The sequence below is a fragment of the Streptomyces sp. NPDC001728 genome, from assembly GCF_040297565.1.
GTDB lineage: Bacteria > Actinomycetota > Actinomycetes > Streptomycetales > Streptomycetaceae > Streptomyces.
Genome location: NZ_JBEOZK010000006.1, coordinates 319,290 through 343,148, shown reverse-complemented (window position 1 = coordinate 343,148; position 23,859 = coordinate 319,290). Strand labels below are relative to the sequence as shown.

The following is a 23,859-nucleotide window of genomic DNA, read 5'->3' as shown; positions in this document are numbered from 1 at the left end:
GACGCCAGCGTCAACCACACATCGTCCGCGGCTACTTCGGCGGCCCGCATGTCCGCTACGTCCTGGACGAGAACCCTTTGAGTTTCTGATCAATAGTCAAACGATCACCCTATGGCAGCGGTTGTGAGAGCCGCACGGCCGTCTCGGACCGGCGCGGTCGGCAAGGCTCATCTCGGCAGCCGCCCGGCAACGGCGACCTTGCGCGGCGCGTGGGTTCGCAGCCTGAGCATCGCCCGCGAGGCGGCCGCCGCCCACGGGCCGTTGTCGCAGCGAGAGTCGCAGAGATCACTCAAAGGTCAAGGTCCGCATTGGCTACGGCGGTTTCTTCCCAACCGACACCCGTCCCTGCTTTCCCGGCGATCACGGAACGCGCTGCCCGTGCCCCCTCGCGTGCCCCCGCGTGCACTGAGCCGGTCCTCTCGTCTCCAACGAGCTGTGTCTGCGGTATCCACCGTCCACGTCCACAGCTTCGAGGGAGGCAAGGTGTCGGAGGGATGGATACGGGCTCTCGTGGCGGACTGGATCTGAGTGCAGGGAGCGTCTGCGGGTTAGCGACACGGAGGCGTCCACCAGCCTATCGATGGCGAAGCTGGTGAAAACATTCGGGACGCATCACCGACTTGCTGGAACTGAAGACGCCAGGGCACGACGTCACCCCGGACGGCTTCACGAAGCGGGACCGGAAGCAGCGGGAGCTGATGCGCGGACCGCGGTGCCCCGGTCCCAGTCCGCTTCCTGCAGGCAACTCGGGCGCGCAGGTGCGCTCGGACGATCGCTCGTGCGGCGGTGACGTGGTCGGGGTTCTCGGCGGTGGTCTCGGCAGCGTCGTAGGTCGGGATGCCGCCCAACCCGTGCTCCGCGTCGTCGAAGTTGTCCAACCTGTCTTCGGTGCGGGAGACGCCGTGTAGACGTCGCTTCCTCAGTCGTGCCGCCCGGAGAAGATGGGGTGGGTGTCAGTCCTTTGTGCCCACGACGACGAGGAGCTTCGAGGTCATCCCCCCGAAGGCGGTCATGGTGAGCGGTGCGTAGGGCTGGGCCGCCGGGCTGTTCAGATCCGCGCCCCGGCCGAGCGCCGAAGCGTGCGTCGACGGCTTACCGGCAAGTTCAAGGTTGACGGGCGTGCTCGCCGTAGCTCGGGTCGGTGATCGCCGACGGGGTCACGAACTGGCCAACCCGTGCGGGCTGTCGGCCGCCGAGCAGCCGTGGAGAACCGTGCGGCGCACGTCGGCGGCGAACGGCCCGTCGTAGGAGGCAGGGCCGTGCGGCTCCGTGGCTGATGCCACGGAGCCGCACGGTGGTTACCTTCAGAAGCCGACGTTCGGATCGTCCGTGTCCTCTTCCGGGTCCACGCTGTACAGCGGGCGGTCCTCGATCCCCAGGGCGCGCATCAGCTCGTTGGTCGGAATCCTGTACCTACGTCCGATGCGGAGGACTGGGCAGGGGAACTCCTGCTCGCGGATCAGCCGGTACGCGGTCGTCGAGCCGATTCCCAGCGCTCGGGCCGCCGTGCGCAGGTCCACTGCGACGGGCAGGTCGAACATCTCCGTGAAACTGAGGCGGCCCTCTGCCGGGTCCTTCATCCTCGCCTCCCCGCAGGGCGGACCGGCCGGGCGTCCGCGCGGCGCCCGGGCCGTCGCCTCCTCCCGGGGCTGTGACCCGCCGAACGGTCCTGCGACCCGTCGTCGGTGTCGATGAAGATTCCCTGTCGACGCAGATGCTCCGGGCGCACCCGGAAACGCAGCGGTGCGCACAGCCCGTCCGGGCCGTCCGGACGGTCGACCCGGACGTCCAGGCTCTCCCCTGCCGGAGCGTTCGCCTCCTCGCCGGACGCAGTGAGAGCGTGCTCCTCGGTGATACGTTCGATCTGGGTTGAGGGAAGCTCCCGCAGCCCTTCCCGGGCGAGATGCCACGCCCTGGCGCGCGCCGCGTGCAGCAGGGAGGAGTCGGTGAGACAGCTCGCGCCATTCCGATCTGCCAGCTTCTCCAGGAGAGCCAGGACCATCTCGGCCTCGACGTCCGACCGGTCGGCCCGCAGACGCGTGCAGACCCGGTGGACCGTCCCGGCCAACCGGGGCAGGGCCAGCCAGATCGCCAGGAGTTTCCCCGTGCTGTCTGGAGTCAGGTCGCTCTGCGCCGTGCGGATGACCTCCTTCCAGACCGCGGTGGCGAACCGCGGGTCTGCGTCGGGGCCGTACAAGGCCTCGTGCGTCTCGACGGCGGTCAGCCGGACCGGATCAGCCTCGGCGGTGTCCGTGGGGACGAGCGCGAAGACCGCGTCGCTGATCCGGGGATCGTCGAAGTGCCGCCTCACCGAGGCGAACGCACTGCTGTGCCGTGGATACATCAGGAAATGTCCTCTCTTCGAACTGTGGAAACCTGAGTCCGGAGGTGCTGGAGATACCGAGATGCTGGACGAGGTGGGTCCTGGGTGGGACGCATCGCCTCATATCCGCTTCAAGCGGAGACGAGTCCCACCAGCCTCACTTTGATGCGTGAGCATGCGGTAGTGGTCTTCTCGACCAGGTAACGCCGCCTTTGACCACGAGCGTGTAACAAGTGCGGCGGCCAGGACGCGAGTTCGCCGGTGACGAAGTTCGCGAGGCTGGTGGGTGCCCGTACGGAACGGGCACCCACGAATTGTTGCGCTCAGGTGGTCTCGGAGGACGAGGTGTCCGGCGTCTCGTTGGGCGGGGTCGCCGGGGTGGTGTCCTCGGTCCGGACGGCCGCCCGCCTGCGGCGGCTCGGCGGCCAGTCGGGGGACTGGCGCAGACGGGCTGCCCGGCGGTTGCGCTGACGGCTATTCATCGGATTTGCGTTTCCTCACTGATGAGTCGATGGATGGCTAAGCCGCCGTTTCGTGCTTCTGCGAGCGGCTGGTGCCATCGTGCCTGGGGGTGAAGCAGGGCCGCAGAGCCAAAACTGAGGGATAACTGAGTCCTCGGGGGGCGTGAAGAAGCAAGCGCGTGTGAAGCGGCACAGCGCGGCGCACAGATGAAGGAGCGCCAGCGAGGGGCCGGATCACTGGCTGCGGCGCGGTGAAGGGGAGGGCGATGGACGGGTACGTGCTGGGCCCGGTGCGAGTGGAAGGGGACGGCGGCAGAAGGGTGGTCGAAGGATCGAAGGTGGCAGCCCTGTTCGCCCTCCTGGTCACCTCACCAGGCTGCCGGTGTACCAGGAAGGAGATAGGCAAGGTCCTCTGGGAGGGCGACGAGGATGTCGGCGGCCGGGTGGACCGTGCCGTCTCCGACCTGCGAAGGCAATTGGGCCGGGAGGTCGTGCCCCACGGCGGCAGGTCGGGATACTGCACCCTTCGGGTCCCTGAGAGCGGCGTTGATCTGCTCCGGTTTCGCGACAGGGTGGCGAAGGCGGAGGGGCTGAACCCTCGGGAGCGGTTCGAGCGGCTGGGTGCGGCCCTGGAGGAGTGGGACGGCGACGAGCCTCTGCGCGGGCTGACCGAGAGCGGCTTCCTTCTGCGTCGGGAGGAACTGCGGGCCGAGCTGATGCTCGCCGTGTACTCCCGGCTGGACGCCGCCTGGAAGTCCAGGGAGGAGAAATGGCTCCGCGAGGAGTCGGAGAAATGGTTCGAGCGCGCACCGGAACTGCCCCAGATCTTCCGGTTCTACCTGCTCGCCCACGGCGACCTGCCGGAGCGCCGGCTTGATCGGCTCATCAAGGAGTGGACGAAGCACAACGGAGAGCCGGACGCCGACTTGCAGAGCGCCATCGATCAGGTCCGGGGAGTCGCCCACCGGCCGGGCGGGACGCTCCTGCCTCCCGTACCCAACCAGTTACCCGGCAGCAGCCGCAGGCCGGTCGGGCAGGACGAACTGATCCGCAGCCTCGTCGAGGCCGTGTGCGAGGAACAGAACGCCGGCAACCTGGCGCTGGTCCTCATCAGCGGCATGGCAGGTGTCGGGAAGAGCATGGTGGCCCGCCACCTCGCCCGTCGGCTGCGAGAGCGGTTCCCCGACGGGCTGCTCTACGCCAAACTGAACGGGTTCGCCGACGGAGACGTGAGGCTGGCTGAACCGGACGAGGTCCTGGACGGGTTCCTGGCCGCGCTGCCGCCCTACACCACGGTGACCGGATCGGAGAGCAAGAGCAATGCGTTGCGGTCGGCACTGGCGCACCGCTCGGCACTCATCGTCCTCGACGACGCGCTCAACGCCGAGCAGGTGCTGCCGCTGCTCCCCGGAGACGGAACTTGCGCCGTGATCGTCACCAGCCGCAACGACCTTTTGCGACTGCAGTCCGAGAGAAAGGTGCTGTTCCGCAAGTTGGAACCGCTGCAAGAGGCGGATGCCCTGGAAGTGCTCCAGGAGAAGGTGTCGGCCGAAGACCGAGCGAAGCACGCCCAGGCCTTCAGCGATCTGGTCCGACTCTGCGGCCGACTGCCCCTGGCCCTCACCGTGGTGGCCCAGCTCCTGGGAGTCGGTGCGCGTCCGCTGCGTACTCTGCCCGCCTTGGTGCAAGCGATGGAGGAGGAGCGGGCGAGGCTGGACACCCTGCACCTGCCGGAGAACGAACTGTCAGTCCGTGCAGCGCTGAACTGCTCCGTACGCGTGCTCGGTGAGGAGGCCAGGCTGCTGCTGTGGCAGCTTGCCGTCCACCCTGGGCCCACCGCCTCCTGGGAGGCGGTGATGGACCTAGGGAGGGTGGCAGGCGAAGGGGCACGCACCGACCGGGCTTTGGTGGAGCTCGTGGCGGCGAACCTGGTGGAGCTTCACGGCGAGCGCTACGGGCTGCACGACCTCGTGCGGGCCTTCTCCCGCCAACACCTGCAGCCGGAGATGAATGGAGAGGCGGCGGACATCGAGCGAGTGACCGTACGGCAGGTGCTGGAGCACCAGCTGCACAACGTTCGCGCCTGCGACCGGGTGCTTGACCATGAGCGCACCTTGCCCATAGGCGAGCCCGACGGGGTCACGGTTACCGACCCCGCGGAACCGGGGCAGGCGATGGCGTTACTGGACGAGGAGTATGCCACCGTGCAGCGAGGCATTCGATTAGCTGTCGGGCAGGGCATCGAACGGTACGAATGGCTGCTTCCCATGGCCCTGGTCACCTATCAGTGGCGCCGCCAACTCCTCGACGACGCGCTGAAGAACCTCGGGCACGCCGTCGAGGCAGCGGAATCCGCCGCCTCCCCGGTCGATTGCGCCATGGTCCACCGGATGCTGGCAGGGACAAAGTGGCGGCTCGGCCAGTACGACGCGACCGTGGGGCACCTTCGCCGAGCCGTCCGGCTCAGCAAGGAGGACCCCCGCGAGGAAGGTCGGCTGAGTCTGGCCCGGTCGCTGCACCGGCTGGGGATCACCCTGCGCAAGCAGGGCGACCTCACAGAGGCGGAAGAAATGCTGCTCCAGGCAGTGGAGTTGTGCCGGGAGGTGTCCGACCGGGTCGGGGAGGCGGCCGCCCTGAACGCCCTGGGCGCACTCCACTACGACCGGGGCGATCACGAGCAGGCCCTGCGCCGGTGCGCAGACGCCCTAGGTGTGGTGGAGCGCACGGGGGAGCGCAGCGGCCTGGCCGACGTGCTGTTCACCTTGGCCAAGGTGCACTTGGCCCGCTCCGAGCGGGAAGAGGCCATCTCCCTGTACCGGCAGGCCTGCGACATCTACCGCGAACAGGAGAACTGGCCCAACGAGGACAAGGCGCGGCTGCTCTTCGCAGACGTCCTAGTGTCCGCCGGTAAGACCGACACAGCGGTACGGGAACTGGAGAGAGTCATCGTGCTGCGTGAGCTGATGGGCGGTGAGGGGGTGCGGGAGGTCCGAGAGCGGCTGGAAGGGCTGAGGTGACCCGCCCGGTCGGCGGCCGTCGGCCCACACTCAAAGGCGGGGCGGATGCGTGCGGTAGTACTCGGTCGGGTCCGGGCGCAAGCGTTTCGGTGGCCGTCGCGAGCCGAGCCGGGGCAGATACGGCCGGAGCCGGTCGAACACCTCACGGACGTCCGCCGGGCGCTCCGCCGCCTCCCACCGGACCATCCACAGTGCCAGGGAGGCGAACTCCGGGGGCAGTGCGGCGAGCCGGTCGGCTGGCAGCACCGGGGTACCCGCTTCCGCCAGCTCTTCGAGCCCGCCGTAGGGCAGCCGCATCACGGTCATCTCCAGCAGGATGCAGCCGAGTCCGAAGATGTCGGCCCGTCGTGTCAGCCGCCCTGCCAGGCAGGCGTCGGACTGCTCGGGAGAGGCCCAACCGCGGGTGCCACGTGCCCAATCAGTCTCTTCACCCGCCACGACCGCGAGGCCCATGTCAATGAGCCGGAGGCGACCGTCCGGTTGCACGATGACGTTCTCGGGTTTGAGGTCGCAGTGCACCAGATTCCGGTCGTGGACTTCCGCCAGGATTTCGCACAACTGGCCGATGACGGACGCGATGATCCCTGGATGCTTAACAGGCCGGGCCGCCCACAAGACGTTGTGCAGTTGGCGACCCTCGACGAATTCCATGATCAGGCATCGGCGTCGTCGGTGTGTCCCCATGGCGATGATTTCGGGGATCGCCTGGATTCCCGACAGCATCATCATGTGTGCTCCCTCCTTGACGAGATGCATGCCGGCCGAGCGGAAGGCGCTTTCGGGTCCGAGGTCCCGGGCCTTCTGAAGCTTCAACGCCACCTTCTGCCCGCTGTTGCGATCACGCCCGAGGAAAAGGTCGCCCTGGCCGCCGTCACCGACCATGTCCAGCACTTCGTAGCGCTTCTCCACATCCCCGATCTCCCTCATGGGCATCCACCTTTCATCCGTAAGGAAATGGAGCATGAAATGTCGCAGCCATGGCTGCCCCCCGACGGGGTGACCCGCACCTCCGACGTCATCACGGTATCCGCCGGAATGTTCAAGGGGGGAGAATTCCGATGCCCCGCCGCTGACGCTCTCAAGACCCGCGGTTACCACACCACCGACCCCGTACCGCGCCGCCGTGAGCGGCTGGAGCACTTCACCCTGGGTCCCTTCATGGCTGCCTGCGACATCCGTTCGGGGCCTGCCGGCCGCCCGCCCCGGACACGTACCGGGCCTCTGCACGACGGTCTGCGGACCTGGTCGGAGCACGGCGTGAAGATGTACGAGGCGGCCTTCCCTCTCGACCCGGAACGCCCGCTGCACGAGGTGCCCGAGCCGTGGACGTACCGCTACCGGCCGTCCGGTCCCGACCCGCGCGACGCCCAGGAGTACCGCCTCACCGTGTGGGGCCGCTGCTTGGCCTCCCCCGACGGTGCCTACCGCGAACTTCGTCTGCCCGTTCACCGCCTCCGGGACCTGCCGCCCGACGGGTTCACCGCGGCCGTCGCCCTGGTGCTCGCCGAGGGCGCCCCCGGACCACTGCCGGAGCACGTACGGATCGTGGAGTTCGCGCTCTTCGATGGCCGTACGCGGGAACTCTTCGCGGGAAGCCGGGAAGAGGCGCGCTCCCGGTACCGCGAACACGGCCCCGCTGCCCTGGCCGGCGTGTTGGACGGACGGGAATACCGCCCGGGGTCCGCCTGTGGCGGATGCCCCTACCTGTCGGTGTGCCCGGCCCTGCGCACAGCGTCCGGACTGCTGGGCATCGAGGCGCACGACCGGCCCCGCCGCACCTGGTCGGTCACCAACGGGCGGGCCTTCCGAGCCTGCCCGGCGCGTGACCATATGCGCCGGCTGCACCTGCCCACGGCGGATTCCGTCGAACGCGAGGTGACGGCCGAGCGCGGCCGAGCGCTGCACGCCTACCTCGCCGAACGGCACTCCCACGGATCGCCTCGGCCCTGCACGGTCGAGGTCCCCGAGGAGTGGGTACCAGAGGGATTCGACCTGCCCGCACACGAACGCGCACTCGGCGCCCTGCTGTTGCGGCGGCACGCCGCGGTCTGTCCGCTGCGGTACGTCGGGGACGGTACGGATGTGCGGACCGAGCCCCGGGTGGTGCGGCACGACACCGCCGCCGACGTGGTGGTCCTGGCCGCACCCGACCTGCTCTACCGGGATGCCGGGTCATGGGTGTGGCGCGAGACCAAGACCTCCGTCACCGATCGGCGGTCCGACCGCCCTCTGCTGGAGCGTTATCCGCAGTTGGCCCTGGCTGTCGTGCTGATCGCCCGCGGTGACCTGGGCGGTGATCCGTTCCGCGCCCGGGTCGAGCTGGAGGTGCTGCGCCCCGGCGGCGCCGACCTGGAGATCATCGATCCCTTCGCCCCGGCCAATCGGGTCACCGCCGAGAAGGTACTGCGGGCGATGGTGGCCGACTGGCACGGGGACGACCAGTACGCGGCCCGGCCCGGACGCTCCTGCGAGCGGTGCGAAGTGGCCCGCTGGTGCACGGCGTCGTCCGTCAGCGAGGCCGCGGCATGAGGGCGGGGTCGGCCGGCCGTGCCGATCGGCCGGACGCCGGCGAGGCGCCCGAGGGCGTGGGTAGCGACCTCTTCGGCGAACTCGCCCGCATGGTGGCGGCTCTCTCCGAGGTCCAAGGGCTCCGCTCCTTCACCCTGCCCTATCCCGGCCTCGCCCAGCGGGCGCTGGATCACACGGTGATGCGCTGCCTCGATGCGGGGGAGGCGCCGCCGAGGAGTCTTCCGGAGCTGTGGGAGTGGTGCCGGACCAGGCCGTCCGGCGACCCACTCTTCGCGGTCCCCTCCTCCCTGGTCTCGCCGGGCACCACGCTGGTGCACCGGGTCGGCCGGATGCCGACCCGGTCGTGTCTCGAGGTGGCCTCGCACGGATCGGACGGAGGCGTGGCGGGCCACGCCCGCGCGCTTCTCGGGGACCTGCACGCGCGGAGTGGAACGGAGGAGCGCTACCGGCAGTGCCGGGCGTTCCTGGCGCGTCACCCGGTCATCCACCAGCAGGACCGCTTCGCGCCGGGTTGGAACAGGGCGGTCTGGAGCCGGGTCAAGAGCCTCTATGGTCCGTTGCCCGAGTTCCTGCTCGTCGACGGAGACTTCCTGTATTGCCCCTCGTGCAGGCTCCCCGCGCTGCCCCGGGACAGTGCCGTGCCCGTACCCGGACCGTCCGGCTCCGGCGCGGAAGTCTGGTGCGAGGGGGAGGACTGCCCGCGCGACGCCCCTCCGCGGCTCATCCGTGAGCCGGACCAGGCGTGGATCCTGCAGCGCTCGCTGCGGTGGTACCTCGTACTGCCGCACCGCACCGACGAAGCCGCCCGGGAGGCACTGGAGCGCGCCGGAGTCGCGTACGAACCCCTGCCCGGTCTTCTGTCCGCCTACCGGCTCAGGGACACCGGCCCCCGCATCGTGGACATCCAGGTGTACGACCGCCTGCAGCCGGCGCTCCTCGCAGCCCATCTCACCGACAACACACCCCTCGCGGACCGCACCCTCGTCGTGGTCCCCGACGCGCTCGCCGGACGGGACGGCTACCGGCAGGCCTTCACCGACGCCCTTCCCGCGCTCCTGCGGGACCGGTTGGTGCTCACCACCCCCATGGACCTCGTGCCTGACCTGGGACGGGCCCGGCGAGAGGAGAAGGACGATGCGTAGTATCACCCCGCCCTTGACCGACGTGTTCAACGCGCTTGAAGCATTTCTGGGGTCCTCCGTGCCCCAGCCCGCGCTGGAAGCCCTCTGCCAGGTCGAACTCGGCCTGTACCTCCAGCAGAAGATGATGCCGGGCAGCCCCGCGGGCAGCGCCTGGGTGCTGTTCAGCGGGTACGGGTTCGCCGAGGCGCACCGGGCACCGCTGCCATCCGATGCGGCGAAGACCCTGCGTATCGCCAGGTACTCGCTGTGGACGCTGCGCCGGAGCCGTACCTGGCTCGAGGCGCTGGACACCTACCAGAGGTTCGACCCCAGGGTGCGCGCCTACGACGTACCGGACGCCGAGACACCCGCTGCCCGCCGCGACCTCTCCGTCGCCGGCGACCGCTGCTCCGTCTACGAACAACTGCTGCGTGCCGCACCGCCGCTGGCGGGCAAGCGGCTGCCTGTCGCGGGTCAGGGCCCGCACGCCTTCCCCGTCAGTCGCACCATGGCCGTCGTCGACCTGCCGCCGGTCCCCCACATCCCCCTCGTCGCCCACGACATGGACCTGGAACCGGCCGGTGGAGGCAAGCCCTTGATCTTCACCAGGGAGGACCTGGAACGCACGGCGGCGGAGATGGACGCCCAGCACGCTCGCTCCGGCAAGGGCCGGGCACCACGGTGGCTGGAGCGGCTACGGTCGTTCGACCTGTCCACCAAGGAGAACGGAATCTTCCACAAGGCGAGGAAGGACGAGGACTTCGCCTTCACGGTCGATGGCATCCAGCACCTGCTCGGCATCGTCGGCGCCGGCAAGAGCACACTGCGCGACATCACCGCCGTCCATCTCGCCAAGCTGGGCAAGCGCACCACCATCGTCGTCACCGATGTCGCGGAGGTGCTGAAGCTCGTACGGCTCTACGACCTCTACACCGACGGCGCCGCCGCACCCGTGCTCGGCTCCTCGGGCCGTGAGCGGCACGCCCAGCGGTTGCACCGTCGGCTGGCGGGCCGGGGCGAGCACCGACTGCTCGCCCACGACGACCCCGCCTTCGCCTACCTCGGCACGTCCTGCCTGCTCAACGTCAGACGGCAGGGCGCCACGTCGACGACCGAACCACTCGCCTACGGTGAGGCACCCTGCTCCCGGCTCCGGCCCCCCTCGGTCCTGCGGCGTGACCCGAGCGACGGACGGCACTCCGCGTGGCAGAAGAGGGTGACGAGCTGCCCGTACTGGTCCGCCTGTCCCCGTCACCACGGAGCTCGGACCCTGGTCGACGCCCTGATCTGGGTGGCCACGCCGGCCGGGCTGATCGACGCTTCGCCGCCCCGCGCTCAGAACGGCGAGCGCATCCGCTTCCTCGAACTCGCCTGCCGCCGTAGTGACCTCGTGATCATCGACGAGGCCGACCGTGTCCAGATGCAGCTCGACCGGACTTTCGCACCCGCCGTGGTCCTCGCCAGCGACGAGGACAAGGGCCTCATCGACCATCTGAGCCGGCACAAGATCCGGGAACTCGCGGCCGGCGGACGCACCCAGCTCTCCGAACGGGACGTCGAAACCTTCGCCGCCGCCCTCAACACCGCAGGCGCGGCCACCGACCGGCTGTACGCGATGCTCGTCGCCGGGTACGAGCTGCGCAAGTGGGTGCGGACGGGCTACTTCAGTGCCTGGACGCTCCAACTAGGGCTCCTCGACGAACGCTACGAACTCCCCGACGACAGCGGTCCGGACCACCCTCATCACGCCCCCCGGGAGGCTCTCGGGAAACTGCTCGACGCGTTCCGGGACAACCCCTTCGGTGACCGTCACCGCAGGACGGAGGAGGACTTCAGCCGGCTGACCGCCCTGCTCAACGAACTGCTCCACACCGGAAACCCGGAGAACACCCGGCGCCGCCTCACCGAGGTCATGGACAAGGTCTTCGCCATCGACCCGAAGTACATGGCTGCCCGGCAGCGGAAGTACCAAGAGGCGTACGACAAGTGGCGGCGCGAGGAGGAGGAGCAGGAGAAGAAGCGCGGGCGCCGCAGGAAGCCCAAGCCTCCGCCCCAGACTCCCGAGGAATGGCGGAAGCAACTCGCGGAGCGCTTCGAGTTCACACTGTTGCTCAGCGCCCTGGAACCACGGCTCGCCATGATCAACGCCATGTGGCCCCGCGTCGAGGCCGCCCTCAGCCTGGGATTCAACACGATGTACCGCCGGCCGCTCGACTACGGACCGATGGTGCCCGAGGCCCCGATGGGCAACGTGCTCGGCTTCCAGTTCCGGGTCCCGGGTGAGGACAAGGGCGGAGTCCGCAGTGGCGAACTGACCTTCTTCCGGTGCAGCGGCGTCGGACGTGAGCTGCTGCGCGCCATCCCCGATCTCACCTCCGTCGACGGCAGGCCCGGTGCCCACTTGCTGCTCATGTCGGGCAGCAGCTGGGCGGGCGCGTCCAGCCGCTACCACGTCTGCGTCCCGGTCGGTGTGGTCATCGAACCGCCGGCCGAGGTGACCGAACGCATCGCCAACGAGAGCTCCATGCGCTTCGAGTTCATCGACGACGACGACGAGAAACTGCGCATGTCGGGAACCCATCCGGACGACCGCCCGGAGAAGCTGCGCCGCATCGCGTGCCATCTAGGTGAGGGCGGAGACGAGTACGAGGTCACTGAAGGTGGTCCGCTCCAGCAGGAGTTGCTCTCACTTCCTCCAGGGCGCGACCAGATCCTTCTGCTGGTCGGCAGCTATGCCGAGGCGCGTGTGGTGGCCGACACACTGCACAACCTCAACGTCCGCTGGCGCAACAAGGTGCTGTGCCTGGTGTCGGACGACGAGGAAATCACCGCGGAGGACGAGGCGCCGTCCGCCTACCACGCCCGATCACTGCGCCGGGGCGACGTCGAGCACCTGAAGGACCTCGATGCGGACATCCTGGTGGCGCCCCTGCTCGCGCTGGAACGCGGCCACAACATCCTCAACGAGGACGACGAGGCAGCCATCGGCACGGTCTACTTCCTGGCACGGCCCCATCCGCACCCAGAGGACCTCCACCTGGCCGTCAATGCCATCAATGACTGGGTCGTCCGCGCCGTCACCGGCGGTGACTTCGCCACCCTGGTCCAGGGAAAACCCACCATCGAGGAAGGAGCGGAGGAGTTCCGCCGCCTCGCCCGTTCGTACTGGTACCAGGTACTCGCCCGTTCGATGGCGTGGAGCCGTCTCGACGACGACGTACGGGAACAGGTCACCTGGGACATGCTGGTCCTGTTGTGGCAGGTGATCGGGCGACTGGTACGCGGTGGCGTACCGGCCCGGGTGGTCTTCGTCGACGCCGCGTTCGCCCCCAACCGCGGCGCCGTACCGGCGCGGCCCGACACCCCCGAATCCAGTCTGCTGCACAGCGTCCTCGCCGTCCTGGACCCGTATTTCGACGGCGGCACGACGACCGCGGAGGAGCAGTTCATCGTCCGCGCCCTGTACGCGCCACTGCGCAGCATGCTCACCCGCCTGCTTGCCGCCGTACCCGCCCACCCATAAGTACCGAGCCCCTGTCCCAGGAGGTAATTCCGTGTACCACCACATTCGCGTCGCGGCCTACGAACCCGACCCGCTCCACGGACCCTGGCGGGAGGAGATGAAAGTGCTGCGGCTCGGCGAGGACCTGCACGCCGAGCTCACCGGGATGCATGCCGAGGCGGACAAGAACTCCGTCCACCCCCACCGGCTCCCCGTGCGCAGGCTCAACTCCCTGCTCCAGGCCATGGCGCCAGGCGTCATCGCGACCGGCCGCAACGCCGGGACGGACGGCCGTCTGCCGTGGCTCTACGCGCGGGAAGCCGTCCCGCCGGACGTGCTGGCCCCGGTGGTAGGAGCTTGGGCGGCGGGCATGTACCGGGAGGACGACGACTCGGAGGGCGCCGATCTCGAAGAGAGGCTCCGCTCCGGTGACCCGGCCGAGACGGCACGTCTGCCCCACTGGGAGACGGAACCGGTCGACCTCGCCGAGAGCGTGCTCTCGGCGGGCGGAACCGCCGAACCCGCCGCGCGGCTCTACAGCTTGCTGCCCGAGTGGATCGCCTTCCGGCTGGCCACCCGGACGTTCCGCACGGGCGGCACCCCGCTCCACTTCCGCGTCGAGAGCTCGGGTGACGGCGCGCGACTCGTCTCCTGGCCGCCTCAGCGATACGAGCGCCGTCGGCAGACCTGGTACTACTCGGCCTGCCTCACCATCACCGTCCACACCGTGCCGTTCGCCCCGCGGTTCCGCGTCCATGTGTCCACCCAGGTACGCCGGTGGGCCACCCGACTGGACGTACGCCCCCACCAGCTCGGCGGTACGACCGTCCTGCTCGACGCTCCACTGCCGTGGCCGGAAGGGCCGGACCGGGGCCACCGGCTGATGGTGAACACGCTGGGCTACGACCGGCGGTCGAAGGAACTGGCCTGGCGCCGGCACAGCCCCGCACCGCTCGTGCCCGAGCTGGACATCGTGCGCAACTATCCCCGGCCCGAAGCGCTTTTCTCCGACCCCGAACGCTGGATCAACGGTTCCGGGGACGTGGCCGCCGGCATCGTCTACCACCCGTCGATCGGCCCGCACGAGGTCGGACCCGGGCTGATGCCACGGGAGCGGGCGGATCTGGACGCCTGGGTCGAGGAAGGGCTGCGCCCCCTGCTGACCCGGGTCCCCGACCTCACGCGCGTCTCCCGGAGCAACACACCCTCCCTGCTGCCCCGTTCCGGCGCCGGACGCGGCCCGGGCGTCCGCGACGCCCAGCTGGCTCTGCAACGGCGGGTGGCGCTGACACGCGCACTGAACGGCCGCCCCCTGGAGATCGACGTCTTCTGGCAGTCCCCGGAAACCCGTGCGGCGCTGCTCGCCGAGCTGCCCAAGCTCATTGGTCTTCCCGCCGGGCAGCAAGTGCCGTCGGCCGACGGGGAGACCTGGCAGTGGCAGTGCGAGGGGGTCGACATCCGCGTCCGGGCCCGGCCCGCGGGACCCTTGGCCGACGCCCTGCCGACCACCCGAGCCCGCGGGCGCCTCAGGGCCGTTCGGTTGGCCGAGGCCATCGAAGGGCGCTGCGGGCTCGTGGCGGACCGGGCGGACCCGCTCCTCGGCGGGGCCGGAGTCGTGATCACGGAGATCGCCGGCAAGGCGCGCTTCGCCGCCGTCCCGGACTCCGACCCCAAGCACGCGCTGCGCATCGCCTGGGCACGGCAGGGACGGCTGACCCAGTTCGTGAACTCGCCCGACGACACCGACAGCGCTCTGGAACACCGGGCCAGGTGGACCTGGCTGGACGCCTTCCGGCAGCTGGGCGCGATCAGCCCGCCCGCCCATCGGGTGGGAGCCGGCATTCCGGGCGACCTTCAGTACGCGGCGCTCTGGCTCGTACGCCACACCAGGAAGGGGCCCACGCGATGCCCCGTCCACCGGTTGGTGGCGGTGCGGGTGCGCCCCGGGGACGGATCGGGAGTCATCGAGGGGTGGGACGCAGAACGAGCCGAATGGGTGCCGTATCCGAAGCTGTTGCTGCTGCTCTCCCAGGCACGGGAACCGGCGGCGAGCGGAGGGATGGAGATCGGCACGGGGAAGCTCGTCGATGACTCGGCAGTCCCGGGAGGATCCCGGCCCGCTGCCCGCCCGGGCGTGGAGCAGGACAGGCAGCGGGAGACCGAGCGGCAGATCCGAGCACTGCTCTTCCAGCTCCGCGACCGTCCGACGCTGCTGCTGGCGGACGCCGGCAATCTGCGCCAGTGCTGGCCTGGCCTGCGCAACGGGGCACTGGACCGCGACACGCTCGGCTTCGGGGCCGGACCCGCCCAGCGGCACACGCTCTACGGCCACGACCTGCGGGTGCTGCTCGTACGGGACGCCAACGCCCGGGGTGAAGTGGCGGAGTGGTACGCCCACGACACCGAGGACGGGGTCGGCTTCGCCGAGGGTGTGTGGGGGACGGCGGATACGGAGGGCCGTGTCTTCGCGAGTACGGCCTCGAAGCCGCACACGGTGGCGAAACTGCCGAAGGGGCTCATGAAGCTGGTGCCCACGGCACAGGGCCGGACAGCGCCCGGGAAGACCGCGTGGAACCCCGGGCAACTGGAGATCACTGTGCTCGGCTGTCTGTCGGAGAAGGCGCTGACGGACTCCGGGCGGGCGGGTGACCCGCCCGACCGGCCGGCGGAGTGGGCGACGCTCGCGCACCAGCTGCGTTACCACGACGACTACCCGCCGCTCGCCCGGCCTCTCCCGCTGCACCTGGCGCGTCTCGCCGGTGAGTACGTACTTCCGGTGGCCGGAACGAAGTAAGCGGGGAGTACGTCATCCGCTTCCTGAGCAAGGTGCCGCCTGCATGGGGCGTCCCAAACGATCGACGCTGATGAGGATCAATGCTTCCCTCGTGTGAGGGCCGAAGCCTGAACCTGACCACGGGGACGGCGTCTGGTGCACTCCTTGCTGGGATCACTGGGCGTCCGCCGTGACGCTCGTTTGACGCTCTCAGCGCCTGGTGGCCCCAAGACGGAGACGAGAGACGGACCTGACCTGCGTTTCTTCCATGGCGGCTTCCCGCCGGATGCGCTTCTGACGCGCTGCCTCGATCTCGTCGAGACGTCTGCGTTCGGCGGCTCCCCCCCCCCCGAAGCGTGACCTCCTGCGCGATCTCGGCGAGCTGGTCTTCGAGGGGGCGTCCGGGGGTGTCGGCCCGTTCGCTCGCCCGGTGCGGCAGGCCGCCGCTGCGGACGAAGCGGAGGCGTTCGGACGGGGTGCCGGCTGGAGGTGTGTGCGGTCTGCCCCTTGTGAGCGGTCGCTCGCGCGGCGGCTTGCCGTTCGCCGAACGGCGCCGGGGCCGCTTCATCTGCTCCTGAACGACTGCCAGGCGCTCGGTGACCGGAGTCGGTGACCTTCAGGCTGTCGGAGGCGGTCGCCGTCGGTCCGGGACCTACCGCACGGCGGCGAGGAGTTCTTCCACGTCGTCGAAGTCCAGCGGTACGATGGGCAGTTTGGCGAGCTGGCTGAGCCTCATGTCGGCGATCATCCGGTAGCGGGGGCTGCCTTCCTCCGGGTACGCGTCGCCCATCGTTTCCCGTACCCGCTCCAGGAGACGGTCGACGGCCGGGCCGCCGACCGGGTGCGCACGCCATTCGCTGACGGTCGAATCCGCGTCCGGGGTGTCGGCGTACGGGTCTCCCTCGATCGTGACCGTCGTGGTCAGCCTGATGTCCCGGCTGGAGGCGCCGACGTCGACGCGGTAGGTGAGCCCTTCGACGAGCCAGGCGTCGGCGCCGATGTCGAAGTGGGCGAGGTCCTCGCGGGCGATGCGCAGGGTGATGTCGCGGGTCTCGGCCGGGGCGAGTGGTACTGCGGCGAACGCCCGCAACTCCCTTACTGGGCGGCATACTTGAGATTCGATTGCGCCCACGTATACCTGCACGACCTCGTGTCCGGCACGCGGGCCCGTGTTCGTGACCGCCACGGAGACGTCGAATCCGGCGCCGTCCTGAGTCACCCGCAGGTCCGCGTACGCGAAGGTGGTGTAGGACAGCCCGTGCCCGAAGGGGTAGGAGACCGCCATGTCGCGTGCGTCGTAGTGGCGGTAGCCGACGAAGAGCCCCTCCCCATAGCGCGCGTGCCCCCGCTCCCCGGGCCAGTCGACGTGCGCGGGAGTGTCGGCGAGGCGCAGCGGTACCGTTTCGGTCAGTCGGCCCGACGGGTTGGCGTGGCCAAGGAGCAGGTCGGCGGTGGCGGAGCCACCCGCCTGGCCGAGCAGCCAGCCCTCCAGGACTGCCGGGACTTCGTCGATCCAGCCGGACAGGCGGACGACACTGCCGTTGGCGAGGACCACGACCGTGTTCGGGTTGACGGCCGTCACGGCGGCGAGCAGTTCGGTTTGCTCCACCGGGAGTTCGATGTGATCGCGGTCGTATCCCTCGGATTCGAAGCTCGGCGGGAGGCCGAGGAAGAGGACGGCCACGTCGGCCTCGCGTGCGACCCGTACGGCCTCATCGCGCAGAGCGGCCACATCACCGTCCGGGTCGTCGACAGGGAAGCCGGGCGCGAAGTCGATGCGTGCGTCGGGCGCGGCGGTGGTGAGGGCGGTGAGCGCGTCGTCCAGCCGGGTCGGCGTGACGTGTGAGCTGCCCGCGCCCTGGTAACGGGGCGTACGGGCGAACTCGCCGAGCACCGCGATCCGGCTGCCCGCGGCGGGGTTCAGCGGGAGCAACTCGGACTCGTTCTTGAGGAGTACGGCGCCTCGCACGGCGGCCTCGCGGGCCAGCGCGTGGTGCTCGTCGACGTCGAATCCGGCATCGGCGCTCGCCTGCGCGGTGGCCTTGCGGGCGAGGGCCACGACGCGTGCGACACTGCGGTCCAGTACCTTCTCGTCAAGTTCGCCGGAGTCGACCGCCGCGACGAGCCGGGCAGGGCCCTGGCCCGAAGAGGACGGCATTTCCAGGTCGAGCCCGGCGGCCAGCGCGCGGGCCCGGTCGATGACGGCACCCCAGTCGGAGACGACCACGCCTTCGTAGCCCCACTCGCCGCGCAGTACGTCAGTGAGCAGCCAGTGGTTCTCCGAGGAGTGTGCCCCGTTGATGCGGTTGTAGGCGCACATGACGCTCCAGGGCTTCGCCTCGGTCACCACCCGGCGGAAGGCCGGGAGGTAGAGCTCGCGCAGGGTGCGGGCGTCGATGTCGGCACTGATGGACATCCGGCCGCTCTCCTGGTTGTTCGCGGCGAAGTGCTTGAGGGAGGTGCCGACTCCCTGAGACTGGACGCCGTTCACCCAGGCGGTGCCCAGGATGCCGCTGAGCAGCGGGTCCTCCGAGAAGTACTCGAAGTTGCGTCCACACAGGGGGCTGCGCTTGATGTTGATGCCGGGGCCCAGCAGCACGTGCACGCCGTGCGCGAGTGACTCACGGCCCAGCGCCCGGCCGACGCGTTCGGCGAGCTCGGTGTCCCAACTGCTGGCCAGGGTGACGGCGGGCGGGAAACAGGTTGCCGGGGTGCTGCCGTTGATGCCGAGGTGGTCGGCGCGTTCCTCGCTCTGCAGGCGCAGTCCGTGCGGTCCGTCGGACATCCGGAAGGCGGGGACGCCGGCGTGTGGGAAGGCTTCGGTGGTCCACCAGGTCGCGCCGGTGGCCAGGGTGGCCTTCTCTTCGAGACTGAGCCGGGCCACCCTCTCCTCGGGGGTTCCGGTGGCGGTCGTCGGGTCGGTCACTGTGGGCTCCTTGTGGGTGCGTACCGAAGTTGCGGAACGGAAGTTGCCAATGGGGGGTGAGGGAGAGGGCCTGCCCACCGTCAGTGCTCAACGGACGCCTCGGGCACGCAGGGCCGCGACCGCCCCGAGCACCCCGAAGGCCGCACACGGTGTGGACCTGCACGAACAGCGCGAGGCGCAGGGTGGGCGGGGCGGGGAAGCCCATCAACAGGTCCCTGCGCGGGCGGGGCCTTCTCTCAGCCGGTCACGACGGTGTGCGAGGCCGTGGGCGGTACGGATCATGTGGATGCTGAGAAACAGTACGGCGTACTGTTTTTGTGGGCAAGGGGCGGTAGAGGTCGAAAACGTGCGGCAGATAGGCTGACCCCGTGACAGCGAAGAACTCGTACGTCAAAGGCGTGGCCAAACGGGAGGAGATCCTCCGGACCACCCTGGAGATCTTCGGCCGCGAGGGCGCGCGCAAGACCACACTGCGTACGGTTGCCAAGGAGAGCGGCATCAGCCTCACCGGCCTGATGCACTACTTCGACTCGAAGGACCACCTCCTCGTGGAGGTGCTGCGCGCGAGCGACCGGCGGGCTGAGGTCCGCTTCTACGCGCCGGACACCGTCCGCGACCCGGGCGAGCTGCTCGCCGCAGCACTGACCGCGAACAGTGAGAACGCCTCCCGCGCCCGGCTGTACGTCACCCTCGTCGCCGAGGCCACCGACCCGGTCCACCCGGCGCACGCCTATTTCCAGGAACGCTTTGCCCGCCTGCGCACCGCCATCGCCGACCACCTGGCGGCCGAGGAGCGCGCGGGCCGCGTCCGCCCCGGCGTCGACCCGGACTTCACCGCGTCGGCGATCGTCGCCGTCTCCGACGGGATCATGCACCAGTGGCTGAGCGAGCCCGGCATCGACATGGCCGGGCATGTGCGCCGCGTGTGGCGGATGCTCACGGCCTGACCTCGGGGGGGTCCGCCCCGCCGTCCCGGTCTTCACCGCTCGACCGTCCTGAATCCGCAGTTCCCGCTGCTGGAAGCGGGGGTGTTGGCCGAGCGGGCGGCCACCCGGTAGCGGTGGCAGTAGGAGTGGTGGCACAGGTAGGACCCACCGCGCATCACCCGCCGGTCGCCCTCTTGCGGCCCTTGGGGATCGTCCGTGGGTGATTGCGCGTAGTAGTCGGACGAGAACCGGTCGGCGCACCATTCCCACACGTTCCCGGCGACTTCGTACAGGCCGAAGCCGTTGGGCGGGTAGGTCCGCACGGGCGCAGTCGCGAGGTGCCCGTCGGCGCCGGTGTTCTCGTACGGGAAGCGGCCCTGCCAGATGTTGCACACCCACCGGCCGCCGGGATTCAGCTCGTCGCCCCACGCGAAGCGGCGCCCGTCGAGGCCGCCGCGCGCCGCGTACTCCCACTCGGCCTCGGTCGGCAGCCGCCGGCCCGCCCATGCGCAGTACGCCACCGTGTCGTCCCAGGCCACGTGCGCCACGGGATGGTCGGGCTCGGCCTCGGACAGCGGGCCGTGCGGGTGGCGCCAGTCGGCTCCCCGTACGTCGAGCCACCACGGAACGAGGGGGTCGGCCGCGGCGATGTCGGCCCGTTCGGCGGCGACCGTGAGGTGGAAGACCGCCGAACTTCCCTCCCGCTCGGCCACGGTCGCGTACCCGCTCTCCTCGACGAAGGCCCGGAACATCGCGACGGTCACGGCCGTGACGTCGATGGCGAACGGAGCGAGGCGCACCGTGTGCACAGGTTGTTCACCGTCTGCCGGATAGCCCTCGCCGAAGGCATCACCCATCGCGAATTCACCGCCTTCCAGAGCCACTTGGTTGTGCGTGGGCGCTTGTGTGGCCGGCGCGGGAAGCGGGCGCGAGGCAGCGGCCCGGGCAGTCGATGTGCAGCAATCCGTTGACGTCTCCATGAAACCGAGTATATGAATTCGCACATAGGTGAAGATGCACATAGGGAGTCGACCGCGTGAAGTTCGAGCACGTCCTGCTGGGTCTGCTGGCGCGCCGCCCGTACAGCGGCTACGACCTGCGCAAGTGGTTGGAGACGGAAGGCCGGTTCGTGTGGGCGAAGGCCCACCACAGCCAGATCTACCGAAAGCTCGCCCAGATGGAGGCCGACGGCTGGGTATGGCACGAGGTCGACTCCCGCGAGGGCCGCCCCGACGCCAAGGTGTACCGGCTCACCGAGCGTGGACGCGACGTCTTGCTGGAGTGGGTGCGTGCGCCGTACGAGCCGCTGACCCGTTTCCAGGACACGGACTTCACGGCCCGCCTCGGTGTGGCGGCACCCCTCGACAGGAACGCGGCGATCGAACTCGTCAGGACGGAACTCGCACACCGCCGCGCCCAGATCACCAAGAACCGCAACCGGGACCGCTCCCTGCACTACGAGGACCCGCTGCCGGGTCTCGACCGGGAAATCGACGCGTACGTCCACGATTCGCTCCACCTGCTCGGAGCGCGCGCGATGGACCAATGGGTCGCCTGGCTGGAGCAGACCCTGCTCCGCCTGACGGCCGGGAGCGACAGAAAAGACTGACGCGCAGAAACTACTGACGCACAGAATCGAGACGGCACCACACCATGACCGAGCTCAGTAAAAGACCTCCGACGCCCTCAACGGACCTCCCCGCGACAGCTGTTCAGGTCAAGGGCCGCAATCGGCAGCTCGCCCTGCTCGGCGGCACCATGCTGGTCGACAACACCGAGGCCAGCCTAGTCAGCAGCCTGTTCCCGCTCATCAAGCAGTCCCTTGGCGTCTCGCTCGGCGCCCTGGGCATCCTCACGGCGGCCAGCAAACTCGTGGGTGTGTTCGCCGGTCCCTTCTGGGTGTGGGCGGCCCAGCGCTACTCACGCAAGAACGTCCTGGTCGTGGCCACCGGCCTGTGGGGCGTCTGGGGCGTGTCCGCCGGATTCTCCCAGAACTTCACCCAACTCCTGATCCTCTACACGATATTGGCCGCGGGTTACGCCGCCGCGGGCCCCCTCATCACCGAGGTCATCGGCGACCTCTTCGGCGGCTCGTCCCGAGGCCGTGCCGTCGGCATCGTGTACGGGACGGTATCGCTGGTCAGTGCGGTGATCGGGCCGCTCAAGGGGCAGCTCGCGGGGGTGGACGAGGGCTGGCGCTGGGGGCTGTGGGGCATCGGCGGGTTCAACGTCCTGCTCGGTCTCGCCCTGCTGATCTGGTTCCGCGACCCGGGTCGGGGTGCCGCCGAGAAGCAGCTCGCCGACCTCGACAGGGCCACCCGTGAAGCCCAATCGACGCTCACCTGGGCCAAGGCGTTCTCGCTCCTCAAGATCCGCAGCCTGCTCATCCTGATCGTCTCGCGGCTGCTGTCCGGACACCTGCTGGTGATCACGTTCGGCGTGGTGTTCCTGGTGGACGTGCACGGCTTCAGCACCCAGAAGGCCGCGTTCGTCACCCTGCCCTTCGGCGTCGGCTACTTCCTCGGAACCCTCCTGGGCGGCGCCGCCAACGACTGGTCGTCCCGGCGCAGCCCCCGCTACGGGCCGGTCGCGGTTCTCCAGGCGGCACAGGTCGCCTTCGCCGTCTTCGCCTTCTTCGGCAGCCAGTTCCACTTCGACAGCATCCTCGTGTACGGCGTCTTCTTCGCCCTGCTCGGCGCGTCACAGGGGATCAATCCGAGCGTCAACCGGCCGATGATCATGGCCATCACTCCGCCCGAACTGCGTGGCGCCGCCTTCGCGTTGTACCTCTCCATCGCCGAGGCCATCGCCTGGGCGGGCTACAGCCTCGGCGCCGGCTTCCTCGCCGACGCCTTCGGACTCCAGGTCGTCTTCCCGTGGGTCCTGGTGATCCTGATGCTGGTGAACGGCCTCTTCCTCACCCTGCTCTACCGCCCGTACGCCGCCGACGCGGCCCGTGTCCAGCAAGACCTGGACTCTCGCCGCAGGGACGCCCTGGCTTCTCCCGAAGCCTGACGCCTGACGTGCGCAGGCCTCCTGCCCATCCCGACATCCGAAGAGAGAAGCACCTCATGACGGACGCACGCCGACTGCCCGACGACTTCCTCTGGGGCACCTCCACCGCCGCCCACCAGATCGAGGGCAACAACACCAACAGCGACTGGTGGTTCTTCGAACACCAGGAGAACCCCTACGTCAAGGAGCCCAGCGGAGACGCCTGCGACAGCTATCACCGCTGGCCCGAGGACATGGACCTGCTGGCCGAACTCGGTTTCACCGACTACCGGTTCAGCATCGAGTGGGCGCGCATCGAGCCCGCCCCCGGCGAGTTCTCGAACGCCGCGATCGCCCACTACCGGCGCATGGTCGAGGGGGCTCTCGCACGAGGACTGCGCCCCATGGTGACGCTGCACCACTTCACCACCCCTCGGTGGTTCCTGGAGCGTGGCGGCTGGGCCGCCGCAGGTTCGGACGAGCTGTTCGCCCGCTACCTCACGGCGGCCGAACCCGTCTACGCCACCGACGTGGCGCACGTGTGCACGATCAACGAGCCCAACATGGTCGCCTCCATGGCCACCGCGTACGAGTCCGTGATCTCCGGGCGGCCGCTGCCGACGACCGGGCTTCCGGCGCCGGACAGGGCGACCACGGACGCGCTGATCCGGGCGCACCACCGTGCCACCGAAACGGTCAAGTCCCTCGCACCACACGTCAAGGCGGGCTGGTCCGTCGCCAACCTGGTGTGCCGGGCCCTGCCCGGGGCCGAGGACGTCGCCGCGGCGTACCGGCGTCCGCGCGTGGACGTCTTCCTGGAGGCCGCCCGCGGCGACGACTGGCTCGGCGTCCAGTCGTACACCCGGACCCTCATCGGCCCGGACGGTCCCCTGCCCGTACCGGAAGATGCCGAACGCACCCTCACCGGCTGGGAGTACTACCCCGACGCCTTGGGGTACGCCCTTCGGCACAGTGCCGCCACCGCCCCCGGCGTCCCGCTGATCGTCACCGAGAACGGCCTCGCCACCGCCGACGACGCCCGCCGCATCGACTACACCGCCGGTGCCCTGGAGGCGCTCGCCGACGCCATGGACGACGGCATCGACGTCCGCGGCTACTACCACTGGAGCGCGCTCGACAACTACGAGTGGGGCCGCTACGCACCCACCTTCGGCCTGATCGCCGTCGACCGCGAGACCTTCGTCCGTACGCCCAAGCCGTCCGCCGCCTGGCTGGGCGAGGCCGGCCGCACCCGTGTCCTGCCCACCACCGCCTGACCCTTCCCCG

General features: G+C 69.6%; 15 protein-coding genes. 9 read left to right on the top strand and 6 right to left on the bottom strand.

Going from position 1 to position 23,859, the window contains the following annotated elements; genetic code table 11:
- Window positions 1-1,304: 1,304 nt before the first annotated feature.
- From ABT154_RS12850 to ABT154_RS12840, 3 genes are all read right to left on the bottom strand, one after another.
- Window positions 1,305-1,580 carry a helix-turn-helix domain-containing protein gene (locus ABT154_RS12850; protein ID WP_351856417.1) on the bottom strand — a complete coding sequence of 92 codons (276 nt, stop codon included), beginning with the start codon at window positions 1,578-1,580 and terminating at the stop codon, window positions 1,305-1,307.
- Window positions 1,577-2,344, bottom strand: a complete 768-nt coding sequence (locus tag ABT154_RS12845; RefSeq protein ID WP_351856415.1) for a hypothetical protein — start codon at window positions 2,342-2,344, stop codon at window positions 1,577-1,579. The genes ABT154_RS12850 and ABT154_RS12845 overlap by 4 nt, the downstream gene beginning before the upstream one ends.
- A 302-nt stretch (window positions 2,345-2,646) precedes the next feature.
- Window positions 2,647-2,805 carry a hypothetical protein gene (locus tag ABT154_RS12840; protein ID WP_351856413.1) on the bottom strand — a complete coding sequence of 53 codons (159 nt, stop codon included), beginning with the start codon at window positions 2,803-2,805 and terminating at the stop codon, window positions 2,647-2,649.
- 317 nt (window positions 2,806-3,122) lie between these two features.
- Between ABT154_RS12840 and ABT154_RS12835 the strand changes: the two genes are divergently transcribed.
- On the top strand, window positions 3,123-5,801 hold the full coding sequence (locus ABT154_RS12835; protein WP_351856411.1) for an AfsR/SARP family transcriptional regulator: 2,679 nt from the start codon (window positions 3,123-3,125) through the stop codon (window positions 5,799-5,801).
- A 30-nt stretch (window positions 5,802-5,831) separates the two neighbouring features.
- On the opposite strand, the gene ABT154_RS12830 is transcribed toward ABT154_RS12835, so the two are convergent.
- A complete protein-coding gene (locus tag ABT154_RS12830; RefSeq protein WP_351856409.1) occupies window positions 5,832-6,728 on the bottom strand; it encodes a serine/threonine-protein kinase in 897 nt (298 codons plus the stop codon).
- Between the two features lie 39 nt (window positions 6,729-6,767).
- Between ABT154_RS12830 and ABT154_RS12825 the strand changes: the two genes are divergently transcribed.
- Genes ABT154_RS12825 through ABT154_RS12810 form a run of 4 tightly spaced genes read left to right on the top strand, consistent with a single transcriptional unit; the run spans window position 6,768 to window position 15,747 of the window.
- Window positions 6,768-8,330, top strand: a complete 1,563-nt coding sequence (locus ABT154_RS12825) for a PD-(D/E)XK nuclease family protein (RefSeq protein WP_351856407.1) — start codon at window positions 6,768-6,770, stop codon at window positions 8,328-8,330.
- A 56-nt stretch (window positions 8,331-8,386) separates the two neighbouring features.
- On the top strand, window positions 8,387-9,472 hold the full coding sequence (locus tag ABT154_RS12820; protein ID WP_351856405.1) for a pPIWI_RE_Y domain-containing protein: 1,086 nt from the start codon (window positions 8,387-8,389) through the stop codon (window positions 9,470-9,472).
- On the top strand, window positions 9,465-12,974 hold the full coding sequence (locus tag ABT154_RS12815; protein WP_351856403.1) for a pPIWI_RE_Z domain-containing protein: 3,510 nt from the start codon (window positions 9,465-9,467) through the stop codon (window positions 12,972-12,974). Before ABT154_RS12820 ends, ABT154_RS12815 begins: the two co-directional genes overlap by 8 nt.
- A 31-nt stretch (window positions 12,975-13,005) precedes the next feature.
- Window positions 13,006-15,747 carry a pPIWI_RE module domain-containing protein gene (locus tag ABT154_RS12810; RefSeq protein WP_351856401.1) on the top strand — a complete coding sequence of 914 codons (2,742 nt, stop codon included), beginning with the start codon at window positions 13,006-13,008 and terminating at the stop codon, window positions 15,745-15,747.
- A gap of 631 nt (window positions 15,748-16,378) precedes the next feature.
- Here the strand turns inward: ABT154_RS12810 and ABT154_RS12805 are convergent.
- On the bottom strand, window positions 16,379-18,652 hold the full coding sequence (locus ABT154_RS12805) for a beta-glucosidase (RefSeq protein ID WP_351856399.1): 2,274 nt from the start codon (window positions 18,650-18,652) through the stop codon (window positions 16,379-16,381).
- 368 nt (window positions 18,653-19,020) lie between these two features.
- On the opposite strand from ABT154_RS12805, the gene ABT154_RS12800 reads away from it, so the two are divergent.
- Window positions 19,021-19,599 carry a TetR/AcrR family transcriptional regulator gene (locus tag ABT154_RS12800; protein ID WP_351856398.1) on the top strand — a complete coding sequence of 193 codons (579 nt, stop codon included), beginning with the start codon at window positions 19,021-19,023 and terminating at the stop codon, window positions 19,597-19,599.
- 32 nt (window positions 19,600-19,631) lie between these two features.
- Here the strand turns inward: ABT154_RS12800 and ABT154_RS12795 are convergent, their stop codons facing one another.
- On the bottom strand, window positions 19,632-20,558 hold the full coding sequence (locus tag ABT154_RS12795; RefSeq protein ID WP_351856434.1) for a formylglycine-generating enzyme family protein: 927 nt from the start codon (window positions 20,556-20,558) through the stop codon (window positions 19,632-19,634).
- Window positions 20,559-20,614: 56 nt separating this feature from the next.
- On the opposite strand from ABT154_RS12795, the gene ABT154_RS12790 reads away from it, so the two are divergent.
- From ABT154_RS12790 to ABT154_RS12780, 3 genes are read left to right on the top strand one after another with little or no spacing between them, the layout of a single operon-like run.
- Window positions 20,615-21,187 carry a PadR family transcriptional regulator gene (locus ABT154_RS12790; RefSeq protein WP_351856396.1) on the top strand — a complete coding sequence of 191 codons (573 nt, stop codon included), beginning with the start codon at window positions 20,615-20,617 and terminating at the stop codon, window positions 21,185-21,187.
- A 44-nt stretch (window positions 21,188-21,231) separates the two neighbouring features.
- The gene (locus ABT154_RS12785; protein ID WP_351856394.1) at window positions 21,232-22,593 is read left to right on the top strand and encodes an MFS transporter; all 1,362 of its coding nucleotides are present in this window, start codon (window positions 21,232-21,234) and stop codon (window positions 22,591-22,593) included.
- 56 nt (window positions 22,594-22,649) lie between these two features.
- A complete protein-coding gene (locus ABT154_RS12780) occupies window positions 22,650-23,849 on the top strand; it encodes a glycoside hydrolase family 1 protein (protein ID WP_351856393.1) in 1,200 nt (399 codons plus the stop codon).
- Window positions 23,850-23,859 lie beyond the last annotated feature (10 nt).

Coding starts and splice junctions, on each gene's coding strand:
- ABT154_RS12850 (WP_351856417.1), bottom strand. CDS start 1,580: ATGAAGGACCCGGCAGAGGGCCGCCTCAGTTTCACGGAGATGTTCGAC.
- ABT154_RS12845 (WP_351856415.1), bottom strand. CDS start 2,344: ATGTATCCACGGCACAGCAGTGCGTTCGCCTCGGTGAGGCGGCACTTC.
- ABT154_RS12840 (WP_351856413.1), bottom strand. CDS start 2,805: ATGAATAGCCGTCAGCGCAACCGCCGGGCAGCCCGTCTGCGCCAGTCC.
- ABT154_RS12830 (WP_351856409.1), bottom strand. CDS start 6,728: ATGAGGGAGATCGGGGATGTGGAGAAGCGCTACGAAGTGCTGGACATG.
- ABT154_RS12825 (WP_351856407.1), top strand. CDS start 6,768: ATGTCGCAGCCATGGCTGCCCCCCGACGGGGTGACCCGCACCTCCGAC.
- ABT154_RS12815 (WP_351856403.1), top strand. CDS start 9,465: ATGCGTAGTATCACCCCGCCCTTGACCGACGTGTTCAACGCGCTTGAA.
- ABT154_RS12795 (WP_351856434.1), bottom strand. CDS start 20,558: ATGGAGACGTCAACGGATTGCTGCACATCGACTGCCCGGGCCGCTGCC.
- ABT154_RS12785 (WP_351856394.1), top strand. CDS start 21,232: ATGACCGAGCTCAGTAAAAGACCTCCGACGCCCTCAACGGACCTCCCC.
- ABT154_RS12780 (WP_351856393.1), top strand. CDS start 22,650: ATGACGGACGCACGCCGACTGCCCGACGACTTCCTCTGGGGCACCTCC.